At 72.1% G+C, this 17,386-nt stretch carries 17 protein-coding genes and 1 pseudogene; 8 read left to right on the top strand and 10 right to left on the bottom strand.

Annotated elements, in window-relative coordinates; genetic code table 11:
* Positions 1 to 3 precede the first annotated feature (3 nt).
* Positions 4 to 1,722 (bottom strand): DNA polymerase/3'-5' exonuclease PolX, encoded by a 1,719-nt coding sequence (polX, locus tag ACQEVJ_RS20920; protein WP_433103463.1) that lies wholly within the window; start codon positions 1,720 to 1,722, stop codon positions 4 to 6.
* Positions 1,723 to 1,883: 161 nt separating this feature from the next.
* On the opposite strand from polX, the gene ACQEVJ_RS20915 reads away from it, so the two are divergent.
* From ACQEVJ_RS20915 to ACQEVJ_RS20905, 3 genes are all read left to right on the top strand, one after another.
* The gene (locus ACQEVJ_RS20915; RefSeq protein ID WP_433103461.1) at positions 1,884 to 3,086 is read left to right on the top strand and encodes a sensor histidine kinase; all 1,203 of its coding nucleotides are present in this window, start codon (positions 1,884 to 1,886) and stop codon (positions 3,084 to 3,086) included.
* The gene (locus tag ACQEVJ_RS20910; protein WP_433103459.1) at positions 3,083 to 3,688 is read left to right on the top strand and encodes a response regulator; all 606 of its coding nucleotides are present in this window, start codon (positions 3,083 to 3,085) and stop codon (positions 3,686 to 3,688) included. The genes ACQEVJ_RS20915 and ACQEVJ_RS20910 overlap by 4 nt, the downstream gene beginning before the upstream one ends.
* 83 nt (positions 3,689 to 3,771) lie before the next feature.
* On the top strand, positions 3,772 to 4,398 hold the full coding sequence (locus ACQEVJ_RS20905) for a hypothetical protein (RefSeq protein ID WP_433103457.1): 627 nt from the start codon (positions 3,772 to 3,774) through the stop codon (positions 4,396 to 4,398).
* Positions 4,399 to 4,411: 13 nt separating this feature from the next.
* On the opposite strand, the gene ACQEVJ_RS20900 is transcribed toward ACQEVJ_RS20905, so the two are convergent.
* The 3 genes from ACQEVJ_RS20900 to ACQEVJ_RS20890 form a co-directional block, all read right to left on the bottom strand.
* On the bottom strand, positions 4,412 to 5,419 hold the full coding sequence (locus ACQEVJ_RS20900; protein WP_433103455.1) for an acetamidase/formamidase family protein: 1,008 nt from the start codon (positions 5,417 to 5,419) through the stop codon (positions 4,412 to 4,414).
* Positions 5,416 to 6,816: an APC family permease gene (locus ACQEVJ_RS20895; protein WP_433103453.1), complete on the bottom strand. Its 1,401-nt coding sequence runs from the start codon at positions 6,814 to 6,816 to the stop codon at positions 5,416 to 5,418. The genes ACQEVJ_RS20900 and ACQEVJ_RS20895 overlap by 4 nt, the downstream gene beginning before the upstream one ends.
* A 105-nt stretch (positions 6,817 to 6,921) precedes the next feature.
* Entirely contained in the window at positions 6,922 to 8,016 is a 1,095-nt protein-coding gene (locus ACQEVJ_RS20890) for a substrate-binding domain-containing protein (protein ID WP_433103451.1), read from the bottom strand.
* Between ACQEVJ_RS20890 and ACQEVJ_RS20885 the strand changes: the two genes are divergently transcribed.
* Positions 8,017 to 8,469, top strand: a complete 453-nt coding sequence (locus ACQEVJ_RS20885; protein ID WP_433103449.1) for a MarR family winged helix-turn-helix transcriptional regulator — start codon at positions 8,017 to 8,019, stop codon at positions 8,467 to 8,469.
* Here the strand turns inward: ACQEVJ_RS20885 and ACQEVJ_RS20880 are convergent.
* The gene (locus ACQEVJ_RS20880; protein ID WP_433113352.1) at positions 8,443 to 8,667 is read right to left on the bottom strand and encodes a hypothetical protein; all 225 of its coding nucleotides are present in this window, start codon (positions 8,665 to 8,667) and stop codon (positions 8,443 to 8,445) included. The genes ACQEVJ_RS20885 and ACQEVJ_RS20880 overlap by 27 nt on opposite strands.
* Here ACQEVJ_RS20880 and ACQEVJ_RS20875 point away from each other — a divergent pair.
* The 3 genes and pseudogenes from ACQEVJ_RS20875 to ACQEVJ_RS20865 form a co-directional block, all read left to right on the top strand.
* Positions 8,615 to 8,980: pseudogene (locus ACQEVJ_RS20875) on the top strand (cupin domain-containing protein); the annotation flags it as partial. The gene ACQEVJ_RS20880 and the pseudogene ACQEVJ_RS20875 overlap by 53 nt on opposite strands.
* Before the next feature lie 44 nt (positions 8,981 to 9,024).
* Entirely contained in the window at positions 9,025 to 9,810 is a 786-nt protein-coding gene (locus ACQEVJ_RS20870) for a TetR/AcrR family transcriptional regulator (protein ID WP_433103447.1), read from the top strand.
* Positions 9,811 to 9,825: 15 nt separating this feature from the next.
* The gene (locus ACQEVJ_RS20865; protein WP_433103445.1) at positions 9,826 to 11,088 is read left to right on the top strand and encodes a cytochrome P450 family protein; all 1,263 of its coding nucleotides are present in this window, start codon (positions 9,826 to 9,828) and stop codon (positions 11,086 to 11,088) included.
* Positions 11,089 to 11,103: 15 nt separating this feature from the next.
* Here ACQEVJ_RS20865 and ACQEVJ_RS20860 read toward each other — a convergent pair whose 3' ends face one another.
* Positions 11,104 to 12,066: an ankyrin repeat domain-containing protein gene (locus ACQEVJ_RS20860; protein ID WP_433103443.1), complete on the bottom strand. Its 963-nt coding sequence runs from the start codon at positions 12,064 to 12,066 to the stop codon at positions 11,104 to 11,106.
* Between the two features lie 168 nt (positions 12,067 to 12,234).
* Between ACQEVJ_RS20860 and ACQEVJ_RS20855 the strand changes: the two genes are divergently transcribed.
* The gene (locus ACQEVJ_RS20855; protein WP_433103441.1) at positions 12,235 to 12,990 is read left to right on the top strand and encodes a nucleotidyltransferase family protein; all 756 of its coding nucleotides are present in this window, start codon (positions 12,235 to 12,237) and stop codon (positions 12,988 to 12,990) included.
* A 21-nt stretch (positions 12,991 to 13,011) separates the two neighbouring features.
* Here ACQEVJ_RS20855 and ACQEVJ_RS20850 read toward each other — a convergent pair whose 3' ends face one another.
* The 4 genes from ACQEVJ_RS20850 to ACQEVJ_RS20835 all read right to left on the bottom strand — a co-directional run bounded on the left by ACQEVJ_RS20850 (position 13,012) and on the right by ACQEVJ_RS20835 (position 17,353).
* Positions 13,012 to 14,610 carry a peptide chain release factor 3 gene (locus ACQEVJ_RS20850; RefSeq protein WP_433103439.1) on the bottom strand — a complete coding sequence of 533 codons (1,599 nt, stop codon included), beginning with the start codon at positions 14,608 to 14,610 and terminating at the stop codon, positions 13,012 to 13,014.
* 164 nt (positions 14,611 to 14,774) lie between these two features.
* Complete coding sequence (locus ACQEVJ_RS20845; protein WP_433103437.1) at positions 14,775 to 15,932, bottom strand: acetyl-CoA C-acetyltransferase; 1,158 nt, start codon at positions 15,930 to 15,932, stop codon at positions 14,775 to 14,777.
* A gap of 11 nt (positions 15,933 to 15,943) precedes the next feature.
* Positions 15,944 to 16,564 carry a TetR/AcrR family transcriptional regulator gene (locus tag ACQEVJ_RS20840; RefSeq protein WP_433103435.1) on the bottom strand — a complete coding sequence of 207 codons (621 nt, stop codon included), beginning with the start codon at positions 16,562 to 16,564 and terminating at the stop codon, positions 15,944 to 15,946.
* 15 nt (positions 16,565 to 16,579) lie between these two features.
* On the bottom strand, positions 16,580 to 17,353 hold the full coding sequence (locus ACQEVJ_RS20835) for an SDR family oxidoreductase (protein WP_433103433.1): 774 nt from the start codon (positions 17,351 to 17,353) through the stop codon (positions 16,580 to 16,582).
* Positions 17,354 to 17,386: the final 33 nt, after the last annotated feature.

The raw sequence follows: 17,386 nt of genomic DNA, 5'->3' as shown, positions 1-17,386 counted from the left end.
TCCTTATCCCGGGCGGAGGAACTTCCGCAGCCGGTCGAGTGGCCAGGTGTTGATTACCCGGTCGGGGGTGAGCCAGCCGCGCTGCGCGGTGCCGACGCCGTATCGCATGACGTCGAGGTGCGGCACGGCGTGCGCGTCGCTGTCGATCGAGAACAGCACGCCCCGGTCGGCGGCCCGCCGGACGAGGCCCGAGGGCAGGTCGAGCCGGTCGGGGAAGGAGTCGATCTCCAGCGCCGTGCCGGTGCGGACGCAGGCGTCGAACACGCTCGGCCAGTCGGCGTCCACCGGCTCCCGCCTGCCGACGACCCGCGCCGTCGGATGGCCGATGATCTTCACGTACGGGTTCTCGCAGGCCCGGATCAGCCGCCGGGTCGTCTCCTCGGGCGACTGGGTGAAGTGCGAGTGCACCGAGGCCACGCACAGGTCGAACCCGGCCAGGAACTCCGGCGGCCAGTCGACCTCGCCCTCCGGGCCGATGTTGAGCTCGCATCCGTGCAGCAGCGTCATGCCGGGGCGGGCGGCGCCGAGGCGGCGCAGCCGCTCGCGCTGGTCCAGCGCCTTCTCGTCGGTCATCCGCTGCATGTACAGGTTGGGCGCGTGGTCGGTCACCGCGTAGTAGTCGTAGCCGCGCGCCGCGGCCGCCTCGACCATCTCCTCCAGCGAGGCGAGCCCGTCGGTCAGGTCGGTGTGGGTGTGCAGGTCGCCGCGGATGTCGGCCAAGGTCACCACCCTGGGCAGCCCCTCGCCCAGCGCGGCCTCGATCTCCCCGGTGTCCTCGCGCAGCGTCGGCTCGATCCACGGCAGGCCGAGCATGCCGTACACCTCCGCCTCGTCCGCCGATGTGATCTTCTCGCCGGTCGTGACGTCGAACACGCCGTACTCCGACAGCTTCAGCTTCCGGTGCACGGCGATCTCCCGGGTGCGGATGTTGTGCGCCTTCGACCCGGTGAAGTACTGCAGCGCGGCCCCCCACGAGTCCCTCGGCACCACCCGCAGGTCGACCTGGAGCCCCTCCGCCGTGCGGACCGAGCTCTTGGTCTCGCCGTGCGCGATCACCTCGGCGACGTACGGCAGCGTGGTGAAGGCCGCCATCAGGGCGGCCGAGTCGTCGGCCGTGGCCAGGACGTCGACGTCGCCGATCGTGTCCTTCATCCGCCGCAGCGACCCGGCGTACGCGCACCGCTCGCAGCCCGGCACGGCCGACAGCGCGGGCACGATCTCCTCGGCGACCGCCATCGCGATCCCGATGTGCACCCGGCTGCCGGTCTTGCGCATCACCTCGATGCCGTGGAGCAGGTTCTCCTCGGTCTTCGCCCCGAATCCGTGCAGCCCCTCCAGGACCCCGGCATGGATGGCGTCCTCCAGCTTCTCGATCGAGTCGACGCCCCGCTCGTGATAAAGGACCATGGCCTTCTTCGGCCCGAGCGTGGGGATCGTGGTCAGCAGGCGGACCCCGGCGGGGATCTTCGTCCGCAGCTCCTCCAGCTGGTGGATCGATCCGGTCCGCAGGTATTCGTCGATCTTCGCGGCGATCGACGCGCCGACGTTCGGGATCACCCGCAGGGCCGCCGCGTCCATGCCGCCGATCTCCCGGCCGTACCCGCCGACCGACCGGGCCGCCTTCTCGTACACCCGCACCTTGAACGCGTCGCCCCCGGTGATCGCGATCAGGTCGGCGTACTCCTGCAGCAGCCCGGCGACCTCCTCGTTCCAGCGTCTCATCGCAGGCACCCCCCCCACGTCAGGCTGCTGCGCGCCCCGGAGACCTCTCCAGGTGCGGAGGTCCCGGCTGTGTGGGACCGAAGACCCGGGTGATTCGTACTGCCGGGAAGGCGACATCCCACCCTGCCCGCCACGGCGGGAAGCCGACGATAATGGCGGCCATGACAGGGGCGGCGGCGCGGGCGGACGAGTGCGAGCCGGGGGCTGCCCGGCCACGCCGTTTCCGGCCGTGGCTGCCCGTGTGGCTGCCCGTGCGGCTGCCGGGCCGGTTGCTCGCCCCCGCGTTCGGGCTGACCGTCCTCCTGCTGATGGCCCCGGCCGCCGCCGCGGCCTCGGCCGTTCCGGCCTGGCCCGCCTGGACTTTGGTGGCCGCCGCCGGGATCTCGTTCGCGGGAGCCGTGCTGACCGCCCGCCGTGCCCGCCCGGCCGTAGGGTCCCTGCCGATGGCGTTCGTCGCGCTGCTCGCGGTGGTCACGGTCACAGCGGCCCTGGCCTACAGAACGGACGGGTGGCAGACCCTGTTCTCCCTGCTGGCCGTGGCCGTGGCGCTCGTCCTCCCGGTCCGCGCGGCGCCCCCGCTCGTCGCCGCCACGGCCGTGCTGGCCGCGATCGTCCCGGTCCATGGCGGCTCGTTCGGCGAGGCGCTGTGGGGCACCGCGCTGACCACCCTGCTCGCCGGGATCACGACCTACGGCTTCCGCCGGATGGCCGAGGTGATCGAGGAGCTCGGCCGGACCAGGGAGAAGCTGGCCGTCGCCGCAGTCTCGGCCGAGCGCCTGCGCTTCTCCCGCGACCTGCACGACCTGCTCGGCCACACGCTCTCGATGGTGGTCGTCAAGGCCGAGGCCGTACGGCGGCTGGCCCCGCGCGACACGGACGCGGCCGTGCGGCACGCCGCGGACATCGAGGCCATCGGGCGGCAGGCGCTGACCGAGGTGCGCGAGGCGGTCACGGGTTACCGGGACGCGAGCCTCGCCTTCGAGCTGGACAGCGCCAGGGCGGCCCTGGCCACGGCCGGCATCGACTGCGTGGTGAAGGAGTCGGGGCCCGCGCTGACGCGGGAGACCGACATGCTGCTGAGCTGGGTCGTCCGGGAGGGGGTCACGAACGTCGTGCGGCACTCCGGCGCCCTGCGCTGCGTCATCACGCTGCGCCGCGACCGCGACCCCGTGCTGGTCGAGGTGAGCGACGACGGCACAGGCGGTGCTGTCAGTGAGGAGGACGGCAGCGGCCTGCGCGGGCTGCGCGAGCGCCTGGCCGCCGCGGGCGGGCGGCTGACCGCCGCCCGCCAACCGCGGGGGTTCGTCCTCACCGCCGAGATCCCGCACGCGGGTGTGGACGACGACCGGGAGGACGGCCTGTGACCCGCGTGCTGATCGCCGAGGACCAGACGATGATGCGCGATGCGCTCACCGTGCTGCTCGACCTGGAGGACGACTTCGAGGTCGTCGCGCAGGTCGCCACGGTGGGCGAGATCGTGCCCGCCGCGCTGCGGGCCAAGCCCGACGTGGCCCTGCTCGACATCGAGATGCCCGGCGGCAGCGGGCTCGACGCGACCGCGGACCTGCGGGCCGCCCTCCCGGAGTGCGTGGTGGTGATCGTCACGACGTTCGGACGGCCCGGTTACCTGCGCCGGGCGCTGGACGCGGGCGCCCGCGGCTTCGTGGTCAAGGACCGGCCCGTCGGCGAACTGGCCCAGGCGATCAGGCGCGTGCTCGCGGGCGAGGTCGTGGTCGACCCCGCCCTGGCCACGGCCGCCCTGAGCGCCGGGCCGAACCCGCTGACGACGCGCGAGCGCGAGGTGCTCGCCGCCGCCGCCGACGGCTCCACCGCCGCCGACATCTCACAGCGCCTCTATCTGTCCGAGAGCACCGTGCGCAACCACCTGTCGGCGTGCATCACCAAGACCGGCACCCGCAACCGCATGGAGGCCGTCCGGGTCGCCCGCCACAACGGCTGGCTCTGACCCGGATCACCTTGCGGCCGGCCCGAAAACGGCGTCCGCAACCGCCCCGCAAGACCGGTGCCACCACGTTCCAAGACCGGCGCTTGACGATCGTCTCGGCTGAACGCCTGAGCACCTACGAGGGGAGACATCGTCTTGCGCTGGAGATCACCTCGTCTGACGGGACCGCACTCGCGGCGGTCCTGACGGTGGCGTTGTCCGTCCCCGCGGCGCATGCCGCCGCGGACGGCCCGTCACCGGCGGCCGGGCCCAAACCCGACGACGGCGGCGGCGCGGGCCCGAACCCCGTCAACACCGGTCCCCAGTTCCAGAAGCACATCCGCGGGTGGGAGCCCACCTGGCAGGGTGAATGGCTGTGCCACTCCGGCCAGCGCAGCGGCGCGGTGTGCAACTGGGAGGTGGAGAACGACGGCGCCCTCTCCTACTGCGACTACGACGTCTTCGGCAACTGGGAGTGCTACGACGACCTGTACGTCGCCCGGCAGGTCGACGGCATCAGCGGCATCCAGGTCGGCGACAGCGGCGGGCCCGTCTTCCGGCCGTACTGGGAGACCGGCACGAGCATCCAGAGTGTGATGGCCAAGGGCATCATCTCGGGTCTTTCCGGCGACGGCCGCCGGATGGTGCTCCAGGACTTCGTGACGGCGATCGACGACTGGAAACTCCGGGACCTCAGGCCCGTCATCAGCCCCTGGCTCCCTCAGGTGTAGCGACCACGGTTCCTCAACGGCTGAGGTACTCCTCTCCGAGAGCGCGCAGGCGGGCGTGCGCGGAGCCGTACACGTCCGGGTCGCCCAGGTAGGCCTTGGGCAGCTTGGCCACCATCGTGTAGTTGGTGTCGCAGACGTTGCCGACCGGGGCCTCCCCGCCCTGGCTGACGAGCTGGTAGGCGTCCAGCTCGTCGAGCCCGGTGAGGGAGGACGTCCAGGTGACCAGGTCGTGCTGGCTGATGCGGTAGGCGTCCTCCAGCGGCCGGGCGGAACCGGTCGACATGATGTGGCGGTCGTCCTCGAGCCGGGGCCACGGCGTGGCGACGCCCTTGATCAGCTCGACGGCGACGACGGTGTTCATCGCCGCCTCGACGGCGGTGCCGCAGACCTCGCCGTGGCCCTGGCGGCAGTGGCCGTCGCCGATCGCGAACAGCGCGCCGGGCACGTTGACGCCCAGATAGACGGTGACCCCGGCGCGCAGCTCGGGGGTGTCCATGTTGCCGCCGTGGGCGTCCGGGGTGATGGTCATCCGCGCCTCGGCGGCGGCCGGGGCGACGCCCACGGTCCCGTGCATCGGGTCGAGCGGCATCTCGACGGCGAAATCGCCCCGGCGGGCGCGGTAGCGCACGGTCCGCCGCTCGGCGTCCACCTCGTACATCCACACGGCCTCCTCCAGCGGAGGCTGGAGCGTCGCGGTGGTGTGCGTCGAGGTCAGCGCGCCGAAGTGCGGAAACGTCGTGGAGACCGCCCAGTCGCGGGCGGGCTCGATGGAGACGAAGTGGAGGGCCAGGGTGTCGCCGGGCTCGGCCCCCTCGACGTGGAACGGGCCGGTGACCGGATTCAGATACGGGAACTCGCAGACCTGCGACGGCAGGTCGCCGGTTCCGCGCACCCGGCCGCCGAAGCAGTCCTCGGTGTACAGCTCCAGCACCACGCCCGGGGCGACGGACTCGACGGCCGGGCGGCCGCCGAAGGTGTACGACAGGTCGTCGGGACGGGGACGGTAGGACACGACGTTCACTCGTTGGCCTCCGGGGTGACGGCGGACAGGGTGGGGCGCCGGCCCATCAGGTAGGAGCCGGCGAGGATCACGACGCCGATGGCCAGCCAGACGAAACCGAGCACCTGCGCGGCGATGCTGGCGTTGATCACGACGTAGAGCAGGATCAGGAAGCCGATCGCGGGGGCCACGAGGTGCCGCCACCAGTCACGGCTGCGGTTGCGGACGACGTAGTGGACGACGACCGACACGTGCAGGGCGAGGAACGCGGTCATCGCGCCGAAGTTGACCAGCGTGCCGAGCAGCGTGATGCCGTCGTCGCGCACGCTCATGTACAGGCCGAGGACCAGCGACACCCCGGCCACCAGGAACGTGGCGTTGACCGGCACCTTGTGCTTGGGGTGCACCTTGCGGAGGAACGCCGGGAGCTGGCCGTCGCGGGCCATCGCGAACAGCAGGCGGGAGGTGGCCGCCTGGGCGACGAGGGAGTTGGCGAAGCCCCAGGCCACGGCGGTGGCAACCGCCGTCAGCACGCTCAGCCAGTGACCACCGGCGTACTCGGCGGTGTCGTAGAACGCGGTGCCGGCGGGGTCGCCCTTGCTGAGCAGGTCGGCGCGGTTGGGGGCGAGCAGCGCCGCCACCCAGGTCTGCACGACGAACAGCGCGCCGACCAGGGCGAGGGCGAAGACCATCGAGCGGCCGAGGCGGCGGGTGTTCTCGCGGCTCTCCTCGGCGAGCATCGAGATGCCGTCGAACCCGAGGAACGACAGCACCGCCACGGACACGGCTCCGAACGCCAGCGGCCAGGAGAACGTCGAGGAGTCGAACAGCGGGCTGAGGGCGTTGCCGTGGCCCTTGCCCTGGGCCAGCGCCACGATCCCGACGACCAGGAAGATCGCCAGCACGATCAGCTCGGCGACCAGCATGATCTTGTTCATCCGGGCGGTCATCTCGATGCCGAGGTAGTTGACCACCGTGTTGAGCACGATGAAGGCGATCAGCCACACCCAGATGGGCACCCCGGGCACGAACGACGTCATGGCGGCGCTCGCCACGAGGTAAAGCAGCGCCGGCACCAGCACGTAGTCGAGCAGGATCACCCAGCCCGCGAGGAAGCCGACCGGGGCGGCGATGCCCCGTCCCGCGTACGTGTAGACCGAGCCCGCCATCGGGAACGCACGGGCCATCTGGGCGTACGACAGGGCGGTGAACGCCATCGCGACCATGCCGATCACGTAGGCGAGCGCCACCATCCCGCCGGACGACTGGAAGACGCTGCCGAAGATGCCGAACGGCGCGATCGGCACCATGAAGATCAGGCCGTAGATGAGCAGGTCGGCGAAGCCGAGCGAGCGCCGCAGCTCCTGCTTGTAGCCGAAGCGCTCGACGCCGGGCGCCTCTGGTTGAGGGGAGGACATGGATCGGCTCCTTGAAGCACGGGTCCGTGAAGCACGGGGGGCAGAGCCGTACGATAGGGGCAATCCTTGAAAACGAAAAGGTTTCTATTGGAAGTTTTACGCTCGTTACACCGACGTGACGACCTCGAAGTCCAGCCCGTCGGCGCGCGCGACGTACACCCGCTGGCACACCCGGCCCGCGACCAGCGTGAGCGGGCCGCGCCCGGAGACGACCGTCGTGCCGTCGGCGACCGCCTCGACGGCGGGAACCGCCAGCGTGCCCGCGCGCCGCGCCAGGGAGGCCAGCATGAGCACGCCCTCGTAGCAGCCGTGCCCGTGCCCGTTCAGCAGCGGCGCGTCGGGGCCGAACATCGCGGTGTAGCGCTCGCCCAGGCCGAGGTTGGCGTCGGTGGCGATACCGCCGAAATACCCCATCGCGGCGTACAGACCGCCGGTCGAGTCGCCCCCGGCGGCGAGCAGGCCGTGCTCCTCCAGCGCGCCGCACAGCCGCGCGCAGCCGAGGCCGCTCGCGGCGAAGGCCCGGTTGAACGCGATCAGGTCGCTGCCGATGAGAGTGAGCAGGACGGCGTCGGGCCGCACGGCGGCCAGCTGCTCCAGCAGCAGGTCCATCGCGGTGGTCCCGGGCGGGACGAGCCGCTCCCCCACGACCGTCGCGGACCGGGCGCGCAGGCGGCTGCGGGCCGAGGCGTGCACCAGGCGCGGCCAGACGTAGTCGTTGCCGAGCAGGAACCAGCGCCGGGCCCGCCGGTGCTCGACCAGCCAGTCGATCCCCGGGCCGACCTGCAGCGAGGCCGGCTCTCCGAGGTAGTAGACGCCAGGACGGCGGGCGCCGCCCTCGTAGGGCGGGGTGTAGACGAAGGGGGCCGCGCCGCCCAGCGCGTGTTCGATCGCGACGCGCACGTCGCTGGCGTGGGTGCCGACCACCGCCTGCACCGCCCCGGAGCGCACCAGCTCCCGCACCTCACCGGCGACGGCGGCCGGGCCGCGGCCCCCGTCCACGAGCACGAGTTCGACCGGCGTGCCCAGCACTCCCCCGGCGGCGTTGACCTCATGGGCGGCGAGCACGGCGCAGTTGATCGCTCCCGGCCCGAGCAGGCCGAGCACGCCGGAGACCGGCACCACCAGCGCGACGCGGAGCGTGTCCGCGCGCAGCAGATGAGCCTCGAGAGGGTCGATGACGACTGTGACAGGATCGGCCACGTGCACGAGTATCCCCTGACCGAACAGGTGACCGGCCTCGGGTCGTCCCTCGCCTACCTGCTGAGCCGGGCCGAGCGCGGCGTCAACCGAGGGCTGGCCGCCGCGATCGCCGCGGAGGACGTGACCGTCGAGCAGTGGCGCATCCTGCAGGCGCTCGCGGACGGGCGCGGGCACTCGATGGGCGACCTGGCCGAGGCCGCGCTGATGCCCCACCCCACGCTGACCAAGGCGGTGGACCGGCTGGTGGAACGCGCGGTGGTCTACCGGGGGCACGACCCGGCCGACCGCCGCAAGGTCGCGGTCTTCCTCGCCGACCGGGGCCGCGACCTGCTCGCCCGCCTGGAGGCGGGCATCGCCGAGCACCAGCGGTCGATCCTCACGGCGTACGGCCCGGCCCGCACCGAGCGGCTGATGCGCGATCTGGAGTCACTGCTGGCCTCCCTGGAGGACTGACCGTCGCGGGCGGGTTTCGTTGACCAGGACGGTCCAGTCGTGGTCGAGGAGCCCGGCGATGTCGCCGGGCTGGTAGTAGTCGCCGGGGTCGAAGTCGTGGCGCGGGGACAGGCCGGCGAGGCCGTGGGTGGCGAAGAGCAGGGTGCCGGCCGGCGGCGACCCCCGGGTCCGTCCTCGGCCGTTCACCCACAACGGCATGACCGCCATCCCGCTGACCCGCAAACCCGGCGGGCTGCAGGCGTTCAAGCAGGTCCTCCCCGCCGGCCTGGCCGACGGCGAACCCGATCCCCGCTCGCACGAGGGATACCACTGGCTGTACGTCCTCAACGGACGGCTGCGGCTCGTGCTCGGTGACCAGGACTTCGTCCTCACCACCGGTGAGGTGGCCGAATTCGACACCCACCTCCCACACTGGTTCGGCAACGCCGACGCACGGCCGGTGGAGTTCCTGAGCATCCTCGGTCCCCAGGGCGAACGCGTCCACGTCAAGGCCGGCTACCGGCCCGCCTGAACTCCCTCTTGCCCGGCCGCTTCCCGCGGCGTACCTTCGACTGTGTGACCGGAATCGTCGTCTCGGTCACGACCACGGCGGAGGGGGGCGCGGTGACGGACCTCGACTCCCGGCCGGCGGGCCCTGCCTCCACCCGGCGGGAGCGTGAGCGGCGGGCCGAGCGCATCCTGGACGCCGCGGGCGAACTCCTGGTGGCGTGGGGATACCCGCGCATCACGGTCGAGGACGTGGCCCGGCGGGCGGGCGTCGGCAAGGGCACCGTCTACCTGCACTTCAGCACGAAGGACCTGCTCTTCCTCGCGGTGCTGATACGGGCAGAGGCCCGGATCATCGAGCGGTTCGCCGCCGGCGTCCGCGCCGACCCATCCGCGGTCCTGCTCAGCAGCGTGGCCCGGTCGACGTACCTGTGGATGCACGAGGAGCCGATCTTCCGGGCGATGCTCCTCGGCGACGGCGACACCCTCGGCACGCTGAGCAGGAGCGCCGCCGAGAACCTGCCGGACCTGCTCGACGTGCGCGACCACGCGATCCGGGCGCACGTCGAGGTGCTGCGCGAGCACGGCCTGGTCCGCACCGAGCAGTCCCCGGCCCTCCAGGTCCACGCGTACGAGTCGATCCTGACCGGCTTCGTCACGATCGAGCCCCTGTCGCCGTCCACCGTGCCCGCCCTGGCGGACAACGCCGACATGATCGCCCATGTCGTCCGCTCGGCCTTCGAGCTCCCGGGGCGGCCCGAGAGCGTCCGGGCGGCGGCGCCGCGCGTGAACGAGATCTACCAGCGCCTGCTGGACCGGCTGAATGAGGAGATCCACCGGCACAGACGCACCTGACACGTGGAGGTAGGCATGAGCACTTCCAGCACGGCAGGACCCGTCGACCTGTTCGACGCGGACCTGGTGCGCGATCCGTTCGGCGGCTACTCGCGCCTGCGGGAGCAGGCCCCGATGGTGCGCGGCTCCTTCCCCGGCTCGGACTTCCCCGTCTGGCTCGTCACGCGGTATGACGACGTCAAGACCGTGCTGAGCGACCGCCGGTTCGTCAACAACCCGGCCAACGTGCCGGGAGCGAACGTGCACAACATCCGCGAGCAGCTCATCGAGGCCCGCGGGATCCCCCGCGAGTACGCCGCGTACATCCTGGACAGCGTCCTCGACTCCGACGGCGACGACCACCTCCGGCTGCGCAGGCTGGTCTCGCGCGCCTTCACCGCCCGCCGGGTGGCGGAGCTGCGGCCCCGGGTAGAGGAGATCGCCGAGGACCTCCTCGACCGGCTGCCCGGCCACGCCGAGGACGGCGTCGCCGACCTGATCGAGCACTTCGCCTACCCCCTGCCTATCACCGTCATCTGCGAGCTGGTCGGCATCCCCGAGGAGGACCGCCCGCTGTGGCGGGAGTGGGGCAGAGGCCTGGTATCGCTCGAACCGGGAGCGATGGCCGAGCCGCTGCGGCACATGGTGACCTACATCCAGGAGCTCATCTCCCGCCGCAGAGCCGAGCCGGCCGGCGACCTGCTGACCGGTCTGATCCGCGCCCATGACGAGGACGGCGACCGGCTGACCGACACCGAGATGGTCACCATGGTCCTCACGCTCGTCCTCGCCGGGCACGAGACCACCGCCCACCTGATCGGCAACGGCACCGCCGCGCTGCTGACCCACCCGGACCAGCTCGCCGCGCTGCGGGCCGGCCCGGAACTGCTGCCGCGCGCCGTGCACGAGCTGATGCGCTGGTGCGGGCCCGTCCAGGGCACCCGGATCCGGTACGCGGCCGAGGACGTCGAGATCGGCGGCATGACCGTGCGCCAGGGCGAGCCGGTGATGGCGGTGCTGGTCTCCGCCAACTACGACCCCCGGCGCTTCGACGACTCCCACCGGCTCGACATCGCCCGCGAGCCCGACGGCCACAAGGAGGTCCACGTCGGCTTCGGCCACGGCCTGCACTACTGCCTGGGCGCGGCGCTGGCCCGGCAGGAGGGCGAGGTGGCCTTCGGCGCGCTGCTGCACCGCTACCCCGGGCTCGAACTCGCCGTCGCGCCGGAGCACCTCGACCGGCAGTTCCTCCCGTTCTCCTGGCGCCTCGCCCGCCTTCCCGTACGCCTGGGGACATGAAGGACGTCAGGCAGGTCAGTCAGGCAGGATGACGAGTCGTTTGGGTGCGTGGAACAGCCAGTCCTCGGTCACCTCGACGCCGGTCAGCAGGGTGGCGAGGGCCAGTTCGCGGGCGAGTCCGCCCGGTGAGCCGGGTGAGTGGTCGTAGAAGCGGCACAGCCACTCCTCGGGGAGCATGTCGTCCTCGGGCTGCTGCAACGACTGGACGTAGCGGATCTCGGCGCCGTCCCGCCAGACCTCGATCGTGGTGTCCACGATCATGTTGGTGACGATGCTGACGGCCGGGCCCGGCGAGCTGAGCGGACCCCACAGCTCCTCGGCTCCCGGGCCGAAGCTGATGGCGCTGTAAACCACGACGCCGGGGGCTCCCGGCGGCCGGCCCAGCCAGAGTGCGGCAGCGCCGAGGGACGGGCCGACGTCCATGTACTCGTCCTCGTCCGCAAGCGGGCAGCCGGCCGGGTCCAGGCCGAGCCGCCGGATGGCGGAATCCTCGTCGATGCCCGCGACGAACGCGAAGCCGTCGCCCTCGCCGCAGTAGGTCTCCCAGGAGTCGTACCCGGCGACGAGGGCGTCTGCTTCCGCCTGCCGGCGCAGCAGGCCGACGTCCGTAGCGGGAGCGCCGGGCAGGGCGGCGAACAGGTCGGCCAGCGGCCCGGTAAGCGCGACGTCCCCGGCGGAACGACCGGCGACGACCGGCCGCCAGGGGTCCGCGCGGGCCCGCAGCAGCGCGGCGACCGCATCCCGGTGCCCCCGGCAGACCGCGGTCCACAGCGGTGTCTCCCACACGCCGGACGACTCCACGTCGGCGCCGTGCGCGACAAGCACCTCGATCGCCTCCGCGACGCCCTCGTAGGCGGCCTCGTGCAGGTCATCGTCCAGCGTGCGCGGATACCCCTGGTCGCCGGCGCCCTCAAGCCGGCGCCGGATGCTTTCGGGGTCGAGCCCCCGCGCAGCCAGATACTCGGTCCTTCCGCTCACAGCGTCCCCACTCATGCACAGTCGGATGAAGATCCAATTATGCCTGGAGACCGTCCGGTAAGATCAAGGCCGTGAAGTGACGACGTGGATTTCCCGCCCGCTTAAGGCCGTTCGAGCGCTGCTCCGGCCTCGGTGCCGCCTGTCCTTCCACGTCTCACGAGAAACGGCATGTACATGACCGATCAGGTGTTCCTCGACCACGTCGCCGACCGGCTCGCCGCCCTGCCGGGCGTCCGGGCCGTCACCCTCGGCGGCTCCCGCGCGCAGGGCACTCACACGCCCGGCAGCGACTGGGACTTCGCCCTCTACTACCGCGGTCCCTTCGACCCGGCCGACCTGCGTGCCGTCGGCTGGGAGGGCGAGGTCTCCGAGATCGGCGGCTGGGGTGGCGGCGTCTTCAACGGCGGCGCGTGGCTGACCGTCGACGGCCGCCGTGCCGACGTGCACTACCGGGATCTCGACGTCGTCGAGCACGAGCTCGCCGAGGCCGAGCAGGGCCGCTTCCACTGGGAGCCGCTGATGTTCCATCTCGCGGGCATCCCCAGCTATCTGGTGGTGGCCGAGCTGGCCGTCAACCGGGTCCTGCGCGGCACTCTGCCCCGGCCCGGCTATCCGGAGCCGCTGCGCAGGTCGGCGCCGCAGATGTGGCGCGACCGGGCGGCCATGACCCTCGAGTACGCCAGATCCGCCTACGCCGCGCGCGGCCTGGCTACCGAAGTCGCCGGCGCGCTCGCCACCGCCGCCATGCAGACGGCCCACGCGGTCCTCGCCGCCCGCGGCGAATGGGTCACCAACGAGAAGCGGCTGCTGCTGCGGGCCGGGCTGCGCGGCGTCGACGCGATCGTGACGGCGCTGCGCCCGGACCCGCAGGCCCTCACATGCGCCGTCGCCGAGGCGGAGGCCCTGTTCGCGGCGGCCGGGTGATCCGGCCCCGGCGCGTACCGGTCAGCCGGTCGCGCCGGGGAGGCCCTGGCCGGCGATCAACGGTTCGAGGGTCAGGCCCTCGTGCTCGCGCTGGATGGAGCGCATGCGCCACTGGTCGGTGAACACGGCGAGCAGGGCCTGGTCGCGGCTGCGGGTCAGCACCTCAGCGCCGCGCTGGCGCCGCAGCACCTCCGCGGACTCGGCGTCGGTGCGGAGGGCGAGGGTGTACTCCAGCCGGTCGAGGATGATCTCCGCACCGAACTCGGTGGCCAGGCGTTGCTGCACGACCTCGAACTGCATGGGCCCGACCGCCGCGAGCACGGGGGCCTGGTCGCCGCGCAGGTCGGAGCGGAGCACCTGGATCACGCCCTCGCCGTCGAGCTGGTCGATGCCGCGGCGGAACTGCTTGGCCTTGGCGGTGCTCCGGGACCTGGCCACGGCGAAGTGCTCGGGGGCGAAGCTGGGGATGGGCGGGAACTCCACCGGCTTCCCCTCATAGAGCGTGTCTCCCGGCCGCAGCGCGGTGGCGTTCACCAGCCCGACCACGTCTCCCGGGTACGCCTCGTCGATGGTGGCGCGCTCCTGGCCGAACACCGACTGGGCGTACTTCGTGGCGAACGGGCGGCCGGTGGCGGCGTGGGTGAGCACCATGCCGCGCTCGAACCGGCCGGAGGAGACCCGGACGAACGCGATGCGGTCGCGGTGGGCGGGGTCCATGTTGGCCTGCACCTTGAAGACCAGGCCGGAGAACGGCGCGTCCAGCGGCCGGGCGGCTCCCTCGACGTCGGGCCGGGGCGCGGGGGCGGGGGCGAGGTCGACGAGCACGTCCAGCAGCCGGGCCACGCCGAAGTTGGACAGCGCCGCGCCGAACAGCACCGGCGTGGACTCGTGCGCCTCGAACGCCTTCTGGTCGTGCTCGGCGCCGATGGCGGCGAGCAGATCGGCCTCCTCCTCCGCGCGGGCCCAGTCGGCCCCGAGCTCGGCGGCGGCCTGCTCGGGGGTCAGCTCGGTCTCCAGCGCCTTGGTGGCGCCACCGGGGGTGCGGGTGTAGCGGACCGCGCGGCCCTCCAGCCGGTCGACCACGCCGTGGAAGTTCCCGGCGGCGCCGATCGGCCAGGTGACCGGCGTGGGACGCAGGCCGGTGCGCTCCTCGATCTCGTCGAGCAGCTCCAGCGGCTCCCGGCCCGGCCGGTCCCACTTGTTGACGAACGTGATGACGGGGATGCGGCGGTGATGGCAGACCTGGAACAGCTTCATGGTCTGCGGCTCCATGCCCTTGGCCGCGTCGATGAGCATGACCGCGCAGTCGACCGCGGCCAGCACGCGGTAGGTGTCCTCGGAGAAGTCCGCGTGGCCGGGGGTGTCCACCAGGTTGAACACGTGGTCGCGGTAGTCGAAGCGCAGCGCCGCCGAGGTGATGGAGATGCCGCGGGCCCGCTCCATCTCCATCCAGTCGGACGTCACGCCCCGGCGGCCGGCCTTGCCGTGCACGGCTCCCGCCTGGGTGATCGCCGAGGCGTGCAGGGCGAGCGCCTCGGTCATCGTGGACTTTCCGGCGTCCGGGTGACTGATCACCGCGAACGTGCGGCGGCGGGCCGCCTCACTCGTGGCGGCGCTCATCGCCCGATCCCCCTGTCGGCGCGGGCGCGGGTCGTCGTGGTGAGGTCGTGCGTGCAGGCCATCCGTGCTCCCAAACAGCGGTAGGACGGTTGAGATTACCGCGCCGGGCGCCGCGATCAGGCATCGGCGCCGCCCGGCACTGGCTCCGCCGCACCCGCCGGGAACTACAGGCGCTCGATGACGGTCACGTTGGCCTGGCCGCCGCCCTCGCACATCGTCTGCAGGCCATACCGGCCGCCGGTGCGCTCGAGCTCGTGCAGCATGGTGATCATCAGCCGGGCGCCGGTGGCGCCGAGCGGGTGGCCGAGCGCGATCGCGCCGCCGTTGGGGTTGACCCGGGCGTGGTCCGCGCCGGTCTCCTTCAGCCAGGCCAGCACGACCGACGCGAACGCCTCGTTGATCTCGACGACGTCCATGTCGTCGATCGACATGCCGGTCTTCTTCAGCGCGTACGCCGTGGCGGGGATCGGCGCGGACAGCATGCGGATGGGGTCCTCGCCGCGGGCCGACAGGTGGTGGATCCGGGCCCGGGGCCGCAGGCCGTGCGCCTTCACCGCGGCCTCCGAGGCGATCAGCAGGGCGGCCGCGCCGTCGGAGATCTGCGAGGCGACGGCGGCGGTCAGCCGCCCGCCCTCCTCCAGCGTCTTCAGGCCCGCCATCTTCTCCAGCGAGGTGTCCCGGCGGGGGCCCTCGTCGGCGGTGACGCCCTCAAGGGGGGCGATCTCCCTGGCGAACCGGCCCTCGTCGGTCGCCCGGATCGCCCGCTGGTGCGACTCGAAGGCGAACGCCTCCATGTCCTCGCGGGAGATGTCCCAGTCCCTGGCGATCATCTCGGCGCCCCGGAACTGCGACACGTCCTGCTTGCCGTACCTGGCCTGCCAGCCGCGCGAGCCGACGTACGGACCCTCGGTGAAGCCGAGGGAGTCGGCGGCGCCGCGCGAGGCGAAGGCGATCGGGATCTGCGACATGTTCTGCACGCCGCCCGCCACGACGAGGTCGCTTGTGCCGGACATCACCGCCTGCGCGGCGAAGTGGACGGCCTGCTGGGAGGAGCCGCACTGCCGGTCGACGGTCACGCCCGGCACCTCCTCGGGCAGCCCGGCGGCCAGCCAGCAGGTGCGGGCGATGTCGCCGGCCTGCGGGCCCACCGTGTCCAGGCAGCCGAAGACCACGTCCTCCACCGCGGCCGGGTCCACCCCGGAGCGTTTCATGAGCTCGGTCAGCACGTGCGCGCCCAGGTCAGCGGGGTGGACGCCGGAAAGGCCTCCGCCGCGCCTGCCCACGGGGGTGCGCACCGCCTCGACGATGTATGCCTCCGCCATCGCAAAACTCCTCAGGTTGTGGTCAGGATCCCTTCCAGGACCATCGCTATGTACTGCCGGGCGATCTCTTCGGCCGGCAGCGGGCCGTCACCGCGGTACCAGCTCGCGGCCAGCCACACGGTGTCGCGGATGAAGCGGTAGATGAGGCCGGTGTCGAGGTCGGCCCTGAAGACACCGTCGGTGACCCCCCGGTCCAGCACCGACAGCCACATCTCGCGGAAGCGCCGCTGCGATTCGGTCAGGTATGAGAAGCGCGGGTTCGTCGCGAGGTGCTTGGACTCGTTCTGGTAGATCACGACGGCCGGGCGGTGCCGGTGGATGGTGCGGAACGACTCCACGATCAGCGCCTCGAAGGTCTCCCGCGCGCCGAGGCCGGAGCCGGTCACCTTGTCGTACGCCGCCCACATCTCGGTGAGGAAGGCCGACAGGATCTCGTCGACCATCGACTCCTTGGAGTCGAAGTGGTAGTAGAGGCTGCCGCCGAGCATGTCGGCGGCCTCCGCCACCTCGCGGACCGTCGTGGACGCGTAGCCCCGTGACGCGAACACCTCGGCCGCGGTGGCCAGCAGCTCGGCCCGCCGCTCGGCGCGGGCGGCCGCGGTGCTCTCTGCGTCTCTGCGTCGTGGGCTCATGGAAAAGTCGACCTCTCAGGGGTGCTGGCTGGAGACCGAGACGACCTCTCCGGTCATGTAGGAGGAGTAGTCGCTCGCGAGGAAGACGATAACGTTGGCGACTTCCCATGGTTCCGCGTGGCGGCCGAAGGCCTCCTTCCTGGTCAGCTCGGCGAGCAGGTCCTCGGTCGTGACCTTGGCCAGGTGCGGGTGCATGGCCAGCGAGGGGGCGACGGCGTTGACCCGCACGCCATGCGGCGCAGCCTCGATCGCCGCGCACCTGGTCAGCGCCATGACGCCGGCCTTGGCCGCCGCGTAGTGCGCCTGGCCCTCCTGGGCCCGCCAGCCGATCACCGAGGCGTTGTTCACGATCACGCCCCGGCCCCGCGGCTGCATGCGCGTCAGCGCGGCGCGGGTGCAGCGCATGGTGCCGTTCAGCGTGACGTCGAGCACCCGGGCCCACTGCTCGTCGGTCATCTCGACGAGCCTCGCCGTGCCGCCCAGGCCGGCATTGTTGACGACCACGTCGACAGGCCCGAACCGCTCCTCCGCGGCCGTGAACAGACGCTGGACCTGCTCCTCGGAGGTGACGTCGCAGGGCACGGCGGTCACCGCGTCCGCGCCGAACTCCTCCTCAAGGACGGCCAGGCTCTCGCCGAGCCTGCGGGCGTGGGCGTCGCTGACGACGACCCGCGCGCCCTCCTCCAGCATGCGCCGGGCGCAGGCGCCCCCGATACCGGTGCCGGCCGCGGCGGTCACCACCGCCACCCGGTCGCGCAGCAGACCGTGACCGGTCACGTAGGTCGGCATGCCCACCCTCTCCTCACCGTACGACTCGTGATT

It is taken from the genome of Microbispora sp. CA-102843, from assembly GCF_050936215.1.
GTDB lineage: Bacteria > Actinomycetota > Actinomycetes > Streptosporangiales > Streptosporangiaceae > Microbispora.
This window is presented reverse-complemented; position numbering and strand designations above follow the sequence as displayed.

Coding starts and splice junctions, on each gene's coding strand:
- ACQEVJ_RS20855 (WP_433103441.1), top strand. CDS start 12,235: ATGTACATGACCGATCAGGTGTTCCTCGACCACGTCGCCGACCGGCTC.
- ACQEVJ_RS20880 (WP_433113352.1), bottom strand. CDS start 8,667: ATGCCGTTGTGGGTGAACGGCCGAGGACGGACCCGGGGGTCGCCGCCG.
- polX (WP_433103463.1), bottom strand. CDS start 1,722: ATGAGACGCTGGAACGAGGAGGTCGCCGGGCTGCTGCAGGAGTACGCC.
- ACQEVJ_RS20835 (WP_433103433.1), bottom strand. CDS start 17,353: ATGCCGACCTACGTGACCGGTCACGGTCTGCTGCGCGACCGGGTGGCG.
- ACQEVJ_RS20915 (WP_433103461.1), top strand. CDS start 1,884: ATGACAGGGGCGGCGGCGCGGGCGGACGAGTGCGAGCCGGGGGCTGCC.
- ACQEVJ_RS20845 (WP_433103437.1), bottom strand. CDS start 15,932: ATGGCGGAGGCATACATCGTCGAGGCGGTGCGCACCCCCGTGGGCAGG.
- ACQEVJ_RS20895 (WP_433103453.1), bottom strand. CDS start 6,816: ATGTCCTCCCCTCAACCAGAGGCGCCCGGCGTCGAGCGCTTCGGCTAC.
- ACQEVJ_RS20865 (WP_433103445.1), top strand. CDS start 9,826: ATGAGCACTTCCAGCACGGCAGGACCCGTCGACCTGTTCGACGCGGAC.
- ACQEVJ_RS20850 (WP_433103439.1), bottom strand. CDS start 14,610: ATGAGCGCCGCCACGAGTGAGGCGGCCCGCCGCCGCACGTTCGCGGTG.
- ACQEVJ_RS20840 (WP_433103435.1), bottom strand. CDS start 16,564: ATGAGCCCACGACGCAGAGACGCAGAGAGCACCGCGGCCGCCCGCGCC.